Consider the following 16,989-nt stretch of genomic DNA (forward strand, 5'->3'; position numbering starts at 1 on the left):
GGTTTTTAAATGATGATTGAAATTATGGAGAATACAGCCGCCGCGTCATTCCCATACCCATTGTTGTTTTTCTTCCGACACCAGTATATAAAGCAAAGTCAGCTAAAGCGTTAATTTGCTTAATTTGTATTGGTTCAACTGCCCCTAAAATCTTGTAGGTTACTTCGCCAAGAATGCCAATAAATTTGCTGCGAGAATCAGCTAATATTTCTGTGTGAATATTAACAAATGAGAGAAATATTGACTCAATTGCAATCTGAGTAAATTCTATGCCACTGTATTTATTCCACCGCGAAAGTAGAGAATTGAAAACAGATTCTCTGGTAGGAAGGGTAGTATCATACTGTCCTTGACGGAAGGCGGTAGGCGTGGAAAAGGTAAGATTTATGGAAGAATGGCGATCGCTAGCTTCTTCATATAATTGAGCATAAGTACTGGCATTTGCCCAAGGTTGAATAGATTGGGGTGTGCCTTGAATACTGGTAATATACAAGTCAGCCGGGCCAAGATGCCAAGGGCGATTGGGATTAAGATTTAGCCAGAGTTGGGTAAGTTTGCCAAATAAAGTGTCATCTAATAAAGAGATGCGCCACCAACAAGGTGTTCCGGCGGGAATGGGATGTTGATGTGAATATTGCAATTTAGATCCCCCTTTACCACCTTTCAAAAGAGGGGAATTAATTTGTAAGGGAGAGAGGGTGAAAGCTTTATCTGCGGTGGAATCGTGCAAGCGATCGCCTAATGTGCTATCTACAGAACTAACGAGGGTGAGAAATAGGGCGTGGAGATGTCTACCTGTAAGATACTGTGGTGGGATAGGCGATTGAGGTAGCAAATTCAACACTAAACTATGAGGCATATTTTCTCTTTTTGGTTGTAGACTGAGTGCTTCTTGACTCTACAGTAAACTCAGGGATTTCCTGGAGTTCAGCATCACTCAAACTATACTGTTCACAAACGAGACTTAGGCGATTTCCTGGGGTTTTGACAGCGTTAACCGAATGGGTTAAATCACCTTGAAAATAAACTAAAGTATTGAATTGGGGCTTAATTTGCCCAAGTTGGCGTTTGTGCGATCGCAATACCAGTTCTCCCCCTTCCATATCTGCTGGTACGCGCACATAAAGGACACTGACAACCGCAGGCGGTTCAATGGTTTTGGAGTAGGAACGCAGGGAGCGATCGATATGCGGATCGACGCGGGAGCCTTCTTTAAGTTGTAAAGGATTGAGGTAAAAAGCATTACAACTTGGTTGGAGAGCCAAATCTAAGTAAGGCTTGAAGTAGGGAAACTGCTGTTCTACTTTTGCTAATCCAGAACGCTGAAATACTACAGAAAATCCTTTAGTGGCGACAAAATCGCGGTTGAGGTTGTTGATAGCAAAGTAAGGACAAGCTTGGATTTCTCCCCACAAGTTGTTGAGGTAATCGCTGGGGAAGGCGTTGGTTTGTTGTTGATAGTGTTTCACTGGGGATGTGAGAAAAATATACTTATAAATCGATGTTCTACAAATTCTCGCACCAATGGTGCGAGAATTTAATTACTTATCACACAATAAAAACCTCATCATCTGGAAGACGTAGCTGTTTAAACTTCATTGCCATTGTTAAAATTCCTGACAAGCCTGAAAAGAATCTATATTCTTTCTCTATATCATTACAAACAATGTTTATTGGATAAGAAATAATTCCTTGCTTGTTTAATTGGAAAATAACAGCAGCATTTGTTCTTGGGCAAATAATTACCCCTGGTAAAAGATGCCTATTCAAAGATTGTATTTGGTCTGTGGGTCGTGTTCCTCCTCCAAGAGTGCGGATAATTCGACAATTTTTAAAAGCTGTTAATTTGTTAAGTTCTGTACTGATAAATTCTTGCCAGTTATCAGTGTAGCGTAATTCAAAACTCAATTGATAAGTTTCATTAGCACGACTGGTGACTTCAATATAATCACCATTTTGGACAAATTCGTAATAGCGTAATAAATGAAAAGGATCTAGTCTTGTTTCCTCCGATTCATCTAGAATAAAACCATGAGGGTCACGAATGCAAAGACTTTCAAACAGACTAGAACGAAAACTAAATAAAGGTGCATAGCTCGTACTAAAAACTTCAGCAAATTCTTTTAACTCAGCTAGTGCATCTTCATCTTTGTTAAATAAATCTACGTATTCGTCTAAAGTTGTACGTCCAGCTTGTAAGTCATCCCAATCTTCAGAAAATTTAGCTTTGATAAATGTTTTAACAAAAGCCTGACCACCTTTGATATACTTCCAATCTTTTTTGATTTCTTTGGGAGTTTTTTTCGCAATAGTTTCAGCACCTCGTAAAAGTTTCATTCTATAGCGATAATCATCCCAAGTTCTGTTTCCGTCAAAAATAGATTTTAGAGTATTGAATAACTCCAAAATCAATTTTTCTTCAGCTAAACCTTCAAGCATTTCTTCCAATTCCAACAAGGGACGGGCAATTTCTAGAAATGCTTCTGAACGCCAGTAAGCTTTTAAAAAAGGCTTGTCTAAGGAGGGAAGTGTTTCAAGTAAGTCTTTTAGCACTGTACGTCCCCCAGTAGTATCTAAAGAGCTTAAACCTTCTTCCCAAGTGTTAGCAGGTAAGTAAGCAATAGCCTCTGAATCAATATTGGTTTCTGATTTACCCAAGACACGCCCTACTCTACCAATTCTCTGCCAAAATGCGGCGCGATCGCGTGCTGAAAAAATCAACCAATCTAAATTTTGCCGTTTCGGTTCAGGATGTCTTTCAAAGTTAAATCCTACATCTACAGTGCTAGTAGCCAAAATGATTTGACACTGCATAGCCCTTTGTCTATCTTTTTTGGGTGCAGGGCCTGTAATGCGCCCGATATCATCACCAAGTCCTTGTTGTCGAAGTAAATCTGAGAGACGATTAATATTATCAAGAGAGTCAAGAATTACAGCACCATTTTCATCAGGTCTTTCTTGAAAACGTTGGACAACTTCTGCTGCTAACTCTGCTAACCACTCTTCCTTACTATCTGGTTTTGGTCTTAATTCCAGATTAACTGCTGTTTGGGACGGCAAAAGATTAATATTACCTGCTTCTCCATCAATTCTTGCTATCTTCACACCAGCCTGTTTTAAATTCTGCAATGCTAATTCACAAGCTGGTTCTGGTGTCGCTGTCAGGAATACTACCTTGCGTCCGTCCTGAAAAAAGCGAAAAACCTGAGAATAAGCGAGATAAAACAACATTCCTACTAGCTGTTTAGCATCGTAGAGATGAAATTCATCAAAAATGACTGTCGAAAATTTGGTGTAAAAACTACTGGCAATATTACCTCTATCTAGGTTGTTATATGCAAAGAAAGTTGCATAGTAAAAGATATCAGGATTTGTGACTAAAATGATGGGGGTATTAGCCCCAATATCAGGAAAGACCGTAGCTGGATTCCGTAATACGTTATACAGCTTCTCCCCTGAACGACTGCCAACTTTATCGCTAGACCAGTTTTTAATATCTTTAGCAGAAGCTGATTTGACGATATGAGGTAAGTTAGCCTCCCTAACAAACTTTTTTGCTGCTTCTGTTTGCTGTTCTATTAAAGCATTAGTTGGAACGATGTAAACAGCACTTTTATTTGGCTGATGTTTTAATACTGTTAATCCTGCGTTGGTTTTACCTGTGCCAGTTGGTGCTAAATCAAGGATAATATCTGCATCCTTAGATTGTTTAAATACATCTACTTGATGTTGAAGTGCATTCCCCATAAAAGATAGTTCATCTGGCAAAGATGCACAAGCTGAAATACTGCGCGGTTCTAATCTGATAACTAATCTTTGATTACTCATTGCTACTTTCTCTACCGCAAAAATGTAACCCTGCTGGTACAATCATTTCTCCAACTTGCCAAGCAGCACCCCGAAAACGAAGATTTTTAATGATGGGTGCAGGAGGAATAGAAATTAAATCGAACGCTAAAGCCTCTATTTGCTGTGGTAAATCAGCAGCATTTAGATAATGTTGACTTTGATATTCACTTTCTGGTAGTAAAGTCACAGGAAATTCATTCAGCACATTCACCTTGACTTTACTCATAAATTTACCAAGGCGAATATAATTTGGTAATTGATTATTTCCAAATACCAAAGTTTGAAATTTGTTTCTGCGTTCAATCATCCGCAGTCTTCCGGTTTGCGGAAAATTACTTGGTCTAAATGAACTTGGTTTTTTACCTTGGCGTTGTAATGGTAAATCTTCCCGCGCCGTAGCAACACGGTTATTAGTCATTGCATACCAGTAAGCATCAGAAAGAGCATTGAAACGTTCAAATCTGAATGTAACTCTACCTACTGGTGAAGCTGGTAAAATATAAAAATCCTGTGCAATTGATTGCAAGTCTTCTTTGTAGGTTGGTCGTCCTGTAGCCTGACCTTGGAGGCGATAGGGGGAATTTACCTTACCTAAAGCATAGGTAAGAGCATAATTCCCAATTACCCCCTCAGTGTAATAGGTATCAGACAACTCCCTAGAGGCAAAAAACACTGGTTCAAGACAATATAATTCAACAAGTTTTGCCTGCTGAAAAGGAATTGTTGACATAACCTAAATCTCTACTTCAACTGGTGTATTCTTGCCTTTCGCCTTAGCCTTTTTCTTTTCAGGTGCAACCTGACGGAAGGATTCATAGGATTGCGTTAAACGCTTGAGAAAATTATCACGTTCAGCTTCTGACCAATTAGTTTCTACATCAGTCACTAAATTTGCTAATTCTTCTTCAGATAGCTGCACACAAACCCCTCTCTTATTTTTCCAATTAGCAATTACTTGTTTGCTTGCTGTAATTAATTGATTAATATTCAAAGGATGTTCTAAAGGCTTACCTAAGACATCATAAGTAGCTTGTACAAGTTCCAGAGAACTAGGAAGTTCGGTAATACTACCAAATACGCCTAATATTTGGTTTTCCATGCGTCCAACACGACTAGAAACTGCACCGTAACGACTTGTAAAAAGAATGTTACCAATGATATAGCGCAGTTCATCCGCAGTTACATCTTTTAGTGTGACGACATCCAGAAAATGAACTCCTGGTTTAATGTATTCGCTGGTATTTAAAGCTGTTGAGGCGTTACCTTTTTCATCGCGCATTGTACCAGTTTCGTAGATGGCGTTTATGGTGCGATCGCCTACAACATCACTAGCAGGTAAAATACTAAAAGCGTCTTCAGTCCAAATCCGACTTTTTTGAGCGCCACCCCCACCAGCTGCGAAGCCGTAGAGGAAACAATCTACACACATTTCACAAGGTGCATTAGTATTTAAAGAACAAAGAGAGCCATCTTTAGGGTTGGTGTATAAAAGCTCATGCGCTCTTAAATGTTCTCGTCCATAGCGTCTTTCTGGTGCTACTTGTTTACGCTTAGTCATTACCAAGCGTTGAATTATAGTTTTTTGATTTTCACCTTCTAAACCAGCTTGGACAAACTCGCTACACATTGGTTCACCTGAACCTTCTGTGCGAAAGATAGTTTCAGAATGGGTTGTTCTTAAAACAACTAAAGTAATAAAACGTCCTTTGGGGAAATTCTCATAACTTGTTGCTAGAACTGAAGAAAGTTTTGAAATGGACATGATGAAAAACTCCTAATTATTTAAACAGTTGTAGTTGTTTCGACAGAATCATCTTCAGATTGACTTTTGAGTTGTTTACGTGCTTCCTCAAGGAAGAATAGATAAGCAGCTTCTAAAGTTTTTTGGTCAGATAAAAACTTTTCAGGACGTGCTGAATAAACCTCCTCATATAGTTTTCGTAATAGCTCGTAATAACGCTTGACCTGTTCATACTTTGTCGCACCTACGCCATGCTCACGGATACGGTCTAAGCGAGTATGATATTGCTGTACTAAAGCAGCAAAAATTACATCTAAACCCAAATAAGACTTTTGAGAACGAATAGCAGCAATAAAAGCTGTAAACGGTTCTGCTTGAGCAGTTCGTTTAAAAGAACTTCCCCAAATTTTTCCCTCTGCTGCAACTTGAGCAGCTTCTTTAAGATATTTAGTTAAGAGTAAGTTTTCATCCGGCATAAAACTCTCCAATAAAATATTTAACGGTTCACAAATGCGACTCCAAATAACACTTAAATTTGGTTCGTCTTGTTCTCGCAGAGTCCAACGTAGCAAGACATAATAGAGTTCAATTGGTCTGACACAAGCACGAGCCAAATCATACAAACAATCATCAGCTTTCTGAATACTTGCAACGGATGTTGCTAGTTTGCCAATGCAACGTAGTCGCTCAAGAATTTTTTCTGCATCTTGGCGTTGCTGATATTGTCCATTTCCTAATAAAGTTTGCAGTGCAGAAGGAATTCCCTCTATTCTTCCATAAACATCATTAGATAACTCCACCTCTAGATTGCTACTCAAGGTAAAAGGAAAGCCAATATCTAAAGACAAGGAAATTTCTAAAGCAAGTCTCAGTGACTTTAGTAAAGCTAAAGAATTATTAACATCTCCCCAAAGTAAAGGAATAATGACAGATGTATGAACAAAATCAGGACGCTTTGGTAATGCTAAACCGACTACTTTGTTAGCTTTAAATTCAAGCTGGTTATTTCTATACAATTTCAATTCATCAATAGTGACTGTACCACCTTCAGCATTTGTCGCTGCAAGTTGTTTTAAAAGTCCACGCCAAATTCTCAACAGTTCTGGAGCAGAACCTTTAGGTAATGCTAAGTGTAAATAAAGCGGGTCTTGTTTTTTAACAGCAGGAAAGTTCGCACCGACTGCCATTAATTGGTAGGCTAAAGCTGCAATTGAATCTGCTTGTCTTTTCGGTTCAGCACTGATACCTCCCGGTAAGCGATTAGAAAAAGCTTGTACTTTTGTACCAGGAGGCATATTATCTGAAATTAGCTCATCTATATCAGTAGAAGTAGAACCTAAAGAGCATCTTTGTCTGGGATTTGCTTCTACATAAGCATTTAAATCATCGACTCCATTTAACCGAATGGCAAAAGGTAAATTTACCATTCGGCTAACGGCTGCAATCATTTCTTCAGATACTTCTGTTTCTTCAGATATTTGTGTACTTTCCTTTCTTAGTTGAAAAGATTCTTGTAGAGCTTCTTTAATACCCTCAATTCCTTTAACAGCAGCTTTAGCAGCAAATAAAGGTCGCCCATATTGACCATTAAACGGCTCAATTGCAGTACGCTGAAGTTGGGATATATCCGTATGATGAGCGATTTTATCCCAAACTTCTTTAGGGCTTAATCCGGCTTCTCTATAACTGAGGTAAGCTGCTTTTAAACCTTCAGATATGGCAAATTCTTCTGCATTACTTACAGGTAATAACTGAAGTTCAGCCGCTTTTATTAGTGCATCTGCACCAGCAGCTTCACCCCACTTAGTTACATCTTTAGCAATCTTGTCTGATTTATAACCAGCTTTTTTCCTTTCTAAAAGAGCCTCAACATTTAGCAAAACTTCCTCAATATTTTGTTGGATGGCTTGATGAGTAACTTTAATACCATCTTTTGTAGCTCTGACAAGTCTTTCGATATTATTGCCAAAAACTTGGTCAATTTTACTTTGCCAAACAGCAGCTATTTCTTTTGTAAAATCTACATTTGCTAAAGCTTCCCCTTCAAAAAGTTCACCATCAGGGAAAATTGCTAAAGGATTTAACCCATACTTTTGCAAAACCTCTTCGCAAGCACCCAGCAACAGGGCTGTAATATAGCCTTTGTCTTCAGAGATACTGATTCTAAAAAGGTTACAGCTTCGTCCAAAAGCAACGGTTAATTCTTTTTCCAGTTTGCGAAAACGTTGTGCATCTGGAATTCCTAAATCAAATAAGTCCGCAGCTGTAAGCATCGCCGCCCAACGTTCAATATTTGGGTCTTCTGGTAAAAATCTTGCACCATCGCTGACGTTATGACCTGAATGGCGTTCAATTAGCTTTCTGACTAACTCCAAATCATCTTCTGAGACAACAAAGCTAAGTACACAAGCATTTTCAAGTTGTTCTCGTAAAAATTCTTGATTTCTAGCCAGGGTTTTAACATTGCGTCCTTGGGTATCTAATTTATTCAGGTCATGAACAGCAGTTGCAGCTAGTAGCAAAGGTCTTTTATCTTCTGGAACTTCTGCTATTCGGCTGACTGTCAAAATAAACTGACACGCAGAATCAAGGTGTTCTGCAAGAGTTGTACCCTTTCTTACGCCGTACTGATGATGATGTGCATGATTTTCGTAAAGCTGGGGGCGAATTTCACTGAAATAACGCTCCTCCAAAGTCTTTGGAGGATTATTCAAAAGCCTATTGCGCTTGGACATATAAAGATACTCCAATCCAAAATCGAGTCTAGGTTGCAAAGTCAACTTTTGAGATGAGTACTTATACTGAGATAACCTGACAAACTCAAGTTATGTCACTGCACTTTTTTACAACCAGACTATTTATAATTACATCTATGAATATGGCACAAGTAAATTAAAAGTGCAAGTACATTTTGTAAATGCCCAGAAAAAAAGAAACGATTACACTGTCAATTCCGCCAGGAACTAAGGAACAACTAGAAGCGCTCGCTCGCCAACTCAATATCACTTGGGGCAAAGAACCCAGTATTTCGGGCTTAATAGTGGCGATCGCACAACAATCTGTAGAGGTCGGGAAGCCCTTTAGGCTTGACTCTAACCAAGTTAATGCCTTACAGCAAGCGATAAAAGCTTTGAATGATGCAGGTCACATTGGAGAAGCGCAAACTATACTTGCACTTTTACTGGAACGTGGCAATCTCGAAGCACCTCTTCGTCAATTACTGATGAAACAACTTAGTCAACCTATCCAAGAATGGCGAAATACGATAGAAGAACTAAGTAAAGCTAAACAGCCTTTCTACATTCTCTATTCCAACTCTCAAGGTCACGAATTAGATTACAAAGTTCGTCATGCTGAGGTAAAGTTTTTTGAGAAACGCTTTTATCTCATGATTTGGTGCGAAGAGACAGCAGACGTAGAAAACGATATTCCAGAATTAACCGAACTTTGGCACAATCGTTGCTTAAGCTTTGAACGAATTAAGTCTGTTGTGCCGACAAGTGGAGATTGGCGGGGTGAACTTGATTATGTAAAAGTGCAATTACACTTTCGGGGTTGGCTAGCTAAAGCTTATCAACCGAAAGAAGATGATATTGAGGATGACATGATTAATGATGTGCGTCAGGTGGTGCGACGAGTAGCTAACCCTTTCTGGCTGATTCGAGAAGTATCGCCTTATTGGGAAGATTGCGTGATTGTATCACCTGAGAGTCTGCGCGATCGCCTTAAACAAAAACTCCTCACCCTATGCCAGTTATACGATATCGAAACCAGGAGTTAACTCTTGTGGGATAGGTATCTCACCCAATATAGGCTATAACCTATGAAAATAAATCGATTCGGCAGGGCAGAAATTCTCATACCCGAAATTAATCTCCTATTTTACTGAGGGCTTTGCCAACCCACGCGATCGGTGGCGGGCGAAACAGCGCCTTCCAGTTAAAAAATAATCCAATTGTAGGGGCGCAAGGCCTTGCGCCCCTATAAATATAGAAATAATTTGAGATAATTTCTTTTTTGCAAGTCCCTAAGAGACTATTATGTTCCCGGACGAGAGCGAATACGATCGGGTATATGATGGCGATCGCCTAATATTTCTAACAAAGGGCCATTAACGTCAAATTTAACCATACTTACCGACGCGACCAAAATATTCACCCGATAGCGATAGCGTCCCAAATCAATTCCCAGTAAACTGCAAAGCATAATCCGAATCGTAGCTTTATGAGAAACTACTAAAACGTTACCTTGGGGATGTTTTTCTTGAATCTCAGCAATTACAGGCATAGAACGGTTAGCAATATCTACCGCAGTTTCTCCACCTAGTGGTGCATTCCAAGCGGGTTCTGTCACCCATTTTAGATAGTTTTCTGCATAATTCTCTTGGGCAAACGATTTACTCTTAGTTTCCCATTCGCCGTAACTACCTTCTCTAAGTCCGTCACGCAACTGCATATCCATACCGATAGCATCACAAAATGGCTTGGCAGTTGCAATTGCACGCTTCATCGGGCTAACATAAACCCCTTCCCACTTCAATTGTTGATAAACATCGGCAAAAGCGGATGCCATCTGCATCCCCTCTGTTGTCAACTCCGCATCAGTTTCACCACAGAAATTACCACTTTGACTAAAGGTAGTTTCTCCATGTCGCAGTAAATATAAATTGAGTGTCATAGCTTGTATGCGATTGGGATAAAGGAGTTTGTGCAAAAACAAAGTACCATCAATCTCGCAATCGAGTCTGTGACAGCAGGACAAATTCAGAAGGCAGGAGGCAGAAGGGAACCCACGTTTTTAAGCGTGGGATTATTGAAGTAAGGACGCCGCTAGATGCTCCACTTGGGGCTTTGCCCCAAGACCGCACTGGCTCGGCACTTTCCGCGACGCCGCTCTGTCACTAGTTTTGCACTTTATTTAATCCGCATTCCTTATCGTAAAATCTGGTCAATCATCCTATTGGCTTGCGAATCGTAACTACCCCCAAATAAATTGAAGTGATTCAAAATGTGATACAGGTTATAAAGCGTTTTTCTCTGCTCATAGCCTGCATCTAACGGAAATACCTCGTTGTAACCCTTATAAAACGCTGCGGGGAAACCACCAAATAATTCGGTCATGGCGATATCAACTTCTCTATCTGCAAAATAAGTTGCTGGATCAAATATCACTGGTTCTCCCGACGCAGTACACCCAGCATTTCCACCCCATAAATCGCCATGTACTAAGGAAGGTTGCACGTGACGATCCGCCAATAGTTCAGGAATCATCGCTAATAACTTATCTTCTTTAGGGAAATTACCTCCCCGCTGCCTTGCCAACTGAAATTGATAACCCAAGCGATGTTTAATATAAAATTCCGTCCAGTCTGCTGTCCAAGTATTGATTTGGGGTGTGGAACCAATGGTATTGTTAATTTTCCAACCAAAACCTTGACTGCTGCTAGCTTTATGCATCGCTGCTAACTTGCGCCCCATTTCTTGCCATGAATTGCTGTTACCACTACCAAGTTCCAACCATTCCAGAACGATGTAGCTAGAATTATCAGCAGTACCCCAGCAAATTGGTTTAGGGATGCGAATACTAGCTGTTGCTAGCATTTCCTTTAGACCCAACGCCTCAGCTTCAAACATCGCAACTTGGGATGCCAGATTTTGCTTGACGAAGTAGGTTATCTCACCATTAGAGACAGCATAACCTTGGTTGATGCACCCACCACCAACCGATCGCCGTTGCTGACTCTGGAATTTTTCGCCAGTCACCTGGCTAATATGGGTGTCGATTTGAGTCCACATGATTAAATAAAAGTTAGGAATTAGGAGTTAGAAGTTAGGAGTTAAATAAAAGTTAGGAGTCAGGAGTCACAATCATGGCTTTTCACTCATAACTCCTCACTCTTAACTCCTAACTCTAAAAGGGCTTGACAAAAACTACACCATAAGAATTAGAAGATAGATACTCTTTGGCCGCTTGCATCAAGTCTGTTGCATCTTGGCTTTGAATGATCGCTGGGTAGTTAAAGGCGGGTTCTAAATCTCCTACCAAAGACTGATAATAACCATACAACCCAGAGCGATCGCTTGGTGTTTCGTTACCAAAAACAAATTTGTTAGCTACTCGTCGCTGCACACGAGCTATTTCTGATTCTGTTACGAACTCTGTTTGTAGTTTGCCAATGTGTTGAGCGATCGCATTCTCTACAACTGGTAAATTTTCTACTGCGCATTTAGCTGAAATATAAAATATCCCTTGCAACTCGTTGCTCATATTGCTCACAGAAATTGAAGAAACTAATCCCCGTTCTTCCCGTAAATCCCTCACTAGTCTTGATGTCCGTCCATGTCCCAAAATTCCGGCTAAAACATCCAATCCATAGGTACAATCTAACTGCGTCATTCCTGGAACCCGCCAAACCATTACTAGCCTTGCTTGTTGCAAACTTTCATCGATAAATTCTCGACGAACAATTTCTGTAAATGGTGACTCAGGATTCAGGGGAGAGTGGGGTGTAGGAAGTGGGGAGCGGAGAGTTTTAGTGGCTTTTGTAAATCCTTCCGCAACAGTTGCAATTAATTCTTCCACGGGCAAATTGCCCACAGCCACAGCCGTAATTGACTGGGGTTGATACCAATTAGCATGAAAATCTCGCATCTGCTGGGGTTTAAGTCCGGCAATCACCGATTCTGGCCCCAATACCGCACGGCGATAGGGTAGACGATCGAAGGCTGTCTCCATCGCTCGCCGATATGTACGCCGTTGGGGATTATCCTCTGAACGCCTAATTTCTTCTAAAACTACCAATCGCTCGCGTTCAAAGGCATCATCAGGAATACTCGCATTCGATACTACATCTATTTGTAGTGGCGCAAGCTCGGCAAAATCTTTGGGGGCAGTAGTTATATAGTAATGAGTATAGTCTTGGCTAGTAGCGGCATTGGTGACAGCACCCCGTTCTTCAATTCGACGTTCAAACTCGCCGCTTGCCAGTCGTTCTGTTCCTTTAAAAATCATGTGTTCTAAAAAGTGAGCCATGCCGTTAATAGCATCAGGTTCAACAGCAGAGCCAACTTTTATCCATAAGTTGAGGTTTACGGCTTCAACTGGCATTTGCTCGGCAATGATTGTCAAACCATTGGGCAACTGGTGCAGCGTCGGAGCATTGAGACGGGGAAATTTCCGCAGGGTTGAGGTCATTGCTACTTGTGTGTGAGGAGCATGTTACTCTCTTATCTTATCTGCGACTATAAAATAAGCACTGCGATCGCTTCTCTACAAAAGAAGAAGCGATCGCATTAGCAAGAGACGTAAACAAGACTTGACATTTGGGCATCTGCCTTAAGTTGACACCAATGGCGAGAAGCCCACCTCACAAGAAGTAGTTGAGTATTTTTGTATTTGTTAATCCCAAGAGAATGTTTGAAAAGTCAAAATACAGCAGAATTCAGGAGTAAGTTTCTTAATTTCTGCTTAACTATATTAACGCAATACCTAGTCTCCTATCTGTCATATCTGTCGTTTCTATTGTCTCTGTCATATCTATCATATCTATCGTTTCTGTCATATCTATCGTTTCGATCGTATCTATTATCTCTGTCATATCTGTCGTTTCTGCGATCGCCAACTGAAAACTCAGCTCGGCAACCATTTTTCACCCAAATACGATTTCTCCGATAGCCCCAATTTCCTCTGCAACTGGTGTTAGACAATTGCCTAACAAGTCTCACTCTGCCTCTTGTATTTACCGAACAAGTATTCCTTCGATTATTTTGGCTTGCACAAGTTATTATCTCGTCAGCCGAAGCTGGGGCAGCAATACTCAAAAGTGTACCGATACTAAGACTAGCAACCAGAAAGGTCGCAGCAATTGTGGAAAGGCGCATAATCATAATAAAATGCTAGATTTCTTCCAAATCTCAGAAATAAAAACTATAGTAATTCTAGCAAATTGCATTTAGAGCCAATGAATCAATCAGATTAAACGCAAAAAATATTTGCATTTTGAACTTCATCAAAGATAACAGGTTCTATCAAGCACTTAAGCATTCTAAGGGTTTGAAGCATTTTATGCTACAATGTCTATTTCAAGCATTATACAAAAATGGATACTATTAATTTTTATAAAGCTTTAAGAGGTGAAAAACTATCTAGTTCAATTGGAGATATTACATTTACAACCCATTATGTTGGAGAATTAATTTTAACTTCAGGAAGATTAGTAGCTTGCGATCCACTTGCTTTTCCTGATAGTGAACCTTTTCAAAAGTCTTTACCAATTGGTAAATATCCTGTTTTCTTAATTGTTGCTCATTATCCAAGAAATAATGACCAAAGAGTGGCTTATGCCATAATTCGTATTAGCGAAGAAACTCCCGTAAATTGGAAATTAGGTATTTGCTCTGATGAAGAACTAGCTTCGCTTACAGAAAATGACACCTTGGGTTATCCAGTTGATTCTGGAGTTGGTTGCTTTATGGATTTTGATGCAGTAAAAATTCTTGACGATTCAATATACTATGCATACATTGCTAATCCCCAAGAAGAAAGCTTGATAGACCTGATTCAAGATGAATTAAGAAAAAATTACAGACATACATGGAAGTGGGCAAATATTTGTATAGATAAATCTACCCAATTAAATATAATTGCCTTTTCATCAGGGTATGGAGATGGTTGTTACCCAACCTACTTTGGATACGACACCGAAGATAAAATTGTTAACATTGTCACTGAGTTTTGAATATTAAAATATAGCGCTTCTCGGTTGAGTCCAATACAGACCTAACCCCCAGCCCCTTCCCTACTAGGGAAGAGGAGTAAGATTCAAAGTCTCTCTCCTGTTAGGAAAGAGGAATGGAAGTGAGGTCAAAGTGTATTGCTTCCATTCGATAACCGCTATAATCAAAATTGTTATTGGATTATACAAGTAGTACTCCAACCCAAAGAGCGCAAAGGGTTTGTTTTGTTTCCAAAACACTGGGTGATAGAGCGCACCTTGGGTTGGCTTGTTTGGTATTGGCAATAAAACAAACGATGTTGCTGTTTATGCCGCCTAATTGGATAAAGTCGAGTTAAGACTTTGGTTTATAAGTCGAAGCAACGTGTAATTCTTTCAACTGTTTAGCATCTACACTCGAAGGTGCATCTGTTAACAAACAACGTGCTTGTTGTGTCTTGGGAAAAGCAATGACATCCCGAATAGATTCTTCGCCAGCTAGCAACATTACCAAACGATCTAAACCGTAGGCGATGCCACCATGCGGCGGTGTACCATATTCAAATGCTTCTAAGAGAAAGCCAAATTTATTTTGTGCTTCTTCAGGAGATAAACCGATCGCTTCAAACACTTGCTGTTGAATTTCTCGCTGATAAATCCGCAGACTTCCGCCGCCAACTTCTACGCCGTTGAGAATTAAGTCGTAAGCTTGGGCGCGTGCAGTCTTTAAGTCGCTCAAATCATCAGGATGCGGTGCTGTGAACGGGTGGTGTAATGCTTCTAGACGCTTTTCGTCAGCATTCCACTCGAACATCGGGAAATCTGTGATCCACAGCAAGTTGATTTTTTCGGGATCGATTAAGTTAAATTCTCTAGCGATCGCTTGTCGTAATCTATCTAAAGTTTTATTAACTGTAGCAGCTTCCCCTGCCCCAAACAACAGCAAATGTCCAGCTTTTGCACCTGTACGGCGCAAAATTTCTTGTTTTTGTTCTTCGGTTAAGTTGTCTTTAATCGCCCCAATGGTGTCAATTTCGCCATCATCCCTGACGCGGATAAAAGCTAAACCTTTAGCACCGGCTTCGCTGGCTTCTTTAAATAAATCGCCACCTGGTTTAATGCGGACATTAGAAATTACATCGTTACCGTTTGGAATGGGGAGGATTTTGACGATACCACCATTGGTAACAGTGTCCCGAAAGACTTTGAAACCAGAGTCTTTCAAGATATCTGAGACATCAACTAATTCCAAACCATAGCGTGTATCTGGTTTATCACTACCGTAGCGTTCCATCCCCTCAGCATAAGTAAGACGGGGGAAAGGGCGCTGTAACTCAATGCCTTTAACTGTTTTGTAGATATGGCAAACTAAATTCTCATTTAGTTCGATAATTTCTTCTTGAGACATGAAGCTCATTTCCATGTCCAACTGCGTGAATTCTGGTTGTCTATCAGCGCGTAAGTCTTCGTCACGAAAGCAACGGGCAATCTGATAATATCGATCTAAGCCGGATACCATCAGCAATTGTTTAAATAGCTGGGGTGATTGCGGCAAAGCATACCACTCACCAGGATTGACGCGACTGGGTAGAACATAATCCCGCGCCCCTTCTGGGGTAGAACGGGTAAGGATTGGGGTTTCGACTTCGATAAAACCTTCCAAATCTTCTAAATAACGACGCATGGCTTTGACAATTTGATGACGCAGTTGCAAATTTTGCGCCATACGTTCGCGTCGCAAATCCAAATAACGATATTTCAGCCGTAAGTCTTCTCGTACTGTCTCGGTGTCAGCTACAGAAACTTGGAAAGGTAACTGTTTGCGAACAGCATTGAGTAGTTCAATTTTATCGGCATAGATTTCTACCTCGCCTGTGGGGATGCGGGTATTCAACGATTCTTCGGGACGTTGTGTTACCCTACCAGTGATTTTGACAACATATTCATTTCGCAGGGCGTTCGCATATTCGTAAGAATCTGGGGTGCGTTGCGGATCGCTGACGATTTGGACAATTCCAGAGCGATCGCGTAAATCTAAAAATATCACACCACCATGATCGCGGCGACGGTCTACCCATCCGTAAAAGGTAACAGTTTCTCCAATATGTTCTTTTCGGAGTTCGCCGCAATAGTGAGTTCGCATAAGTCTTAGTTATTGTTTCCGGGCTAGATTGGGAAGAAAATGTCAAAGCCTTCCCATTATCTAGCATCAATAGTAATTGTAGTAGTTCTGGCGAAAGAAAAAATCAAATAATCTCACACTATATATACAGCAGTTTTCATGTATTTGAACCACACCTAATACTTGTCGGGTTTTGGGGAAAGGGAAAAGGTTAAAGGGGAAAAACTTTACCTGTCGTAGGGGCGCAAGGCCTTGCGCCCCTACCGCGTAGTCTATTTACTATTTTGGTTGATTAGGACGGTTTCCTTGGGGAGAGGCTCCGCCATCGCCAGGAGGATGAGGTGGGACTCCCAATGCCGCCTTTAACTGGGCTTCTGTAACTCCTAACTTTGTCGCCGCCGCTTTAAAATCAGGTCTGGGTGGACGCTGACTGCGATCGCCTGGATTTGGCGGATTGGCTGGGACTCCTAATGCCGCCTTTAACTGGGCTTCTGTAACTCCTAACTTTGTCGCCGCCGCTTTAAAATCAGGTCTGGGTGGACGCTGACTGCGATCGCCTGGATT

The 16,989-nt window shown here is 40.6% G+C and carries 13 protein-coding genes and 1 pseudogene; 2 read left to right on the forward strand and 12 right to left on the reverse strand.

Going from position 1 to position 16,989, the window contains the following annotated elements; all coding sequences use genetic code 11:
• Positions 1–22: 22 nt before the first annotated feature.
• From cas6 to V7K53_RS25655, 6 genes are all read right to left on the reverse strand, one after another.
• The gene (gene cas6 / locus V7K53_RS25630) at positions 23–859 is read right to left on the reverse strand and encodes a CRISPR-associated endoribonuclease Cas6 (protein WP_335200338.1); all 837 of its coding nucleotides are present in this window, start codon (positions 857–859) and stop codon (positions 23–25) included.
• On the reverse strand, positions 849–1,469 hold the full coding sequence (locus V7K53_RS25635) for a 2OG-Fe(II) oxygenase (protein ID WP_322713630.1): 621 nt from the start codon (positions 1,467–1,469) through the stop codon (positions 849–851). Before V7K53_RS25635 ends, cas6 begins: the two co-directional genes overlap by 11 nt.
• 79 nt (positions 1,470–1,548) lie before the next feature.
• Entirely contained in the window at positions 1,549–3,828 is a 2,280-nt protein-coding gene (cas3, locus tag V7K53_RS25640) for a type I-D CRISPR-associated helicase Cas3' (protein ID WP_335200339.1), read from the reverse strand.
• On the reverse strand, positions 3,821–4,579 hold the full coding sequence (gene cas5d / locus V7K53_RS25645) for a type I-D CRISPR-associated protein Cas5/Csc1 (protein WP_335200340.1): 759 nt from the start codon (positions 4,577–4,579) through the stop codon (positions 3,821–3,823). Before cas5d ends, cas3 begins: the two co-directional genes overlap by 8 nt.
• Before the next feature lie 3 nt (positions 4,580–4,582).
• Positions 4,583–5,611, reverse strand: a complete 1,029-nt coding sequence (gene cas7d / locus V7K53_RS25650) for a type I-D CRISPR-associated protein Cas7/Csc2 (protein WP_335200341.1) — start codon at positions 5,609–5,611, stop codon at positions 4,583–4,585.
• Positions 5,612–5,631: 20 nt separating this feature from the next.
• The gene (locus tag V7K53_RS25655; RefSeq protein WP_335200342.1) at positions 5,632–8,325 is read right to left on the reverse strand and encodes a CRISPR-associated protein Csc3; all 2,694 of its coding nucleotides are present in this window, start codon (positions 8,323–8,325) and stop codon (positions 5,632–5,634) included.
• Between the two features lie 182 nt (positions 8,326–8,507).
• On the opposite strand from V7K53_RS25655, the gene V7K53_RS25660 reads away from it, so the two are divergent.
• Entirely contained in the window at positions 8,508–9,371 is an 864-nt protein-coding gene (locus tag V7K53_RS25660; RefSeq protein ID WP_335200343.1) for a WYL domain-containing protein, read from the forward strand.
• A gap of 257 nt (positions 9,372–9,628) precedes the next feature.
• On the opposite strand, the gene V7K53_RS25665 is transcribed toward V7K53_RS25660, so the two are convergent.
• The 4 genes from V7K53_RS25665 to V7K53_RS34130 form a co-directional block, all read right to left on the reverse strand.
• Positions 9,629–10,267: a histidine phosphatase family protein gene (locus V7K53_RS25665; RefSeq protein WP_335200344.1), complete on the reverse strand. Its 639-nt coding sequence runs from the start codon at positions 10,265–10,267 to the stop codon at positions 9,629–9,631.
• A gap of 254 nt (positions 10,268–10,521) precedes the next feature.
• Positions 10,522–11,385: a fructosamine kinase family protein gene (locus V7K53_RS25670; RefSeq protein ID WP_335200345.1), complete on the reverse strand. Its 864-nt coding sequence runs from the start codon at positions 11,383–11,385 to the stop codon at positions 10,522–10,524.
• 115 nt (positions 11,386–11,500) lie between these two features.
• Positions 11,501–12,784 carry a M16 family metallopeptidase gene (locus tag V7K53_RS25675; RefSeq protein WP_335200346.1) on the reverse strand — a complete coding sequence of 428 codons (1,284 nt, stop codon included), beginning with the start codon at positions 12,782–12,784 and terminating at the stop codon, positions 11,501–11,503.
• 302 nt (positions 12,785–13,086) lie between these two features.
• Complete coding sequence (locus tag V7K53_RS34130) at positions 13,087–13,476, reverse strand: DUF3011 domain-containing protein (protein ID WP_442940512.1); 390 nt, start codon at positions 13,474–13,476, stop codon at positions 13,087–13,089.
• Positions 13,477–13,688: 212 nt separating this feature from the next.
• Between V7K53_RS34130 and V7K53_RS25685 the strand changes: the two genes are divergently transcribed.
• Positions 13,689–14,327 carry a DUF4241 domain-containing protein gene (locus V7K53_RS25685; RefSeq protein ID WP_335200348.1) on the forward strand — a complete coding sequence of 213 codons (639 nt, stop codon included), beginning with the start codon at positions 13,689–13,691 and terminating at the stop codon, positions 14,325–14,327.
• A gap of 331 nt (positions 14,328–14,658) precedes the next feature.
• Here the strand turns inward: V7K53_RS25685 and aspS are convergent, their stop codons facing one another.
• On the reverse strand, positions 14,659–16,446 hold the full coding sequence (gene aspS / locus V7K53_RS25690; RefSeq protein WP_335200349.1) for an aspartate--tRNA ligase: 1,788 nt from the start codon (positions 16,444–16,446) through the stop codon (positions 14,659–14,661).
• 258 nt (positions 16,447–16,704) lie between these two features.
• Positions 16,705–16,989, reverse strand: a pseudogene (locus V7K53_RS25695) (hypothetical protein); the annotation flags it as partial.

Origin of the sequence: Nostoc sp., from assembly GCF_036917355.1 — a bacterium.
Classification (GTDB): domain Bacteria; phylum Cyanobacteriota; class Cyanobacteriia; order Cyanobacteriales; family Nostocaceae; genus Nostoc.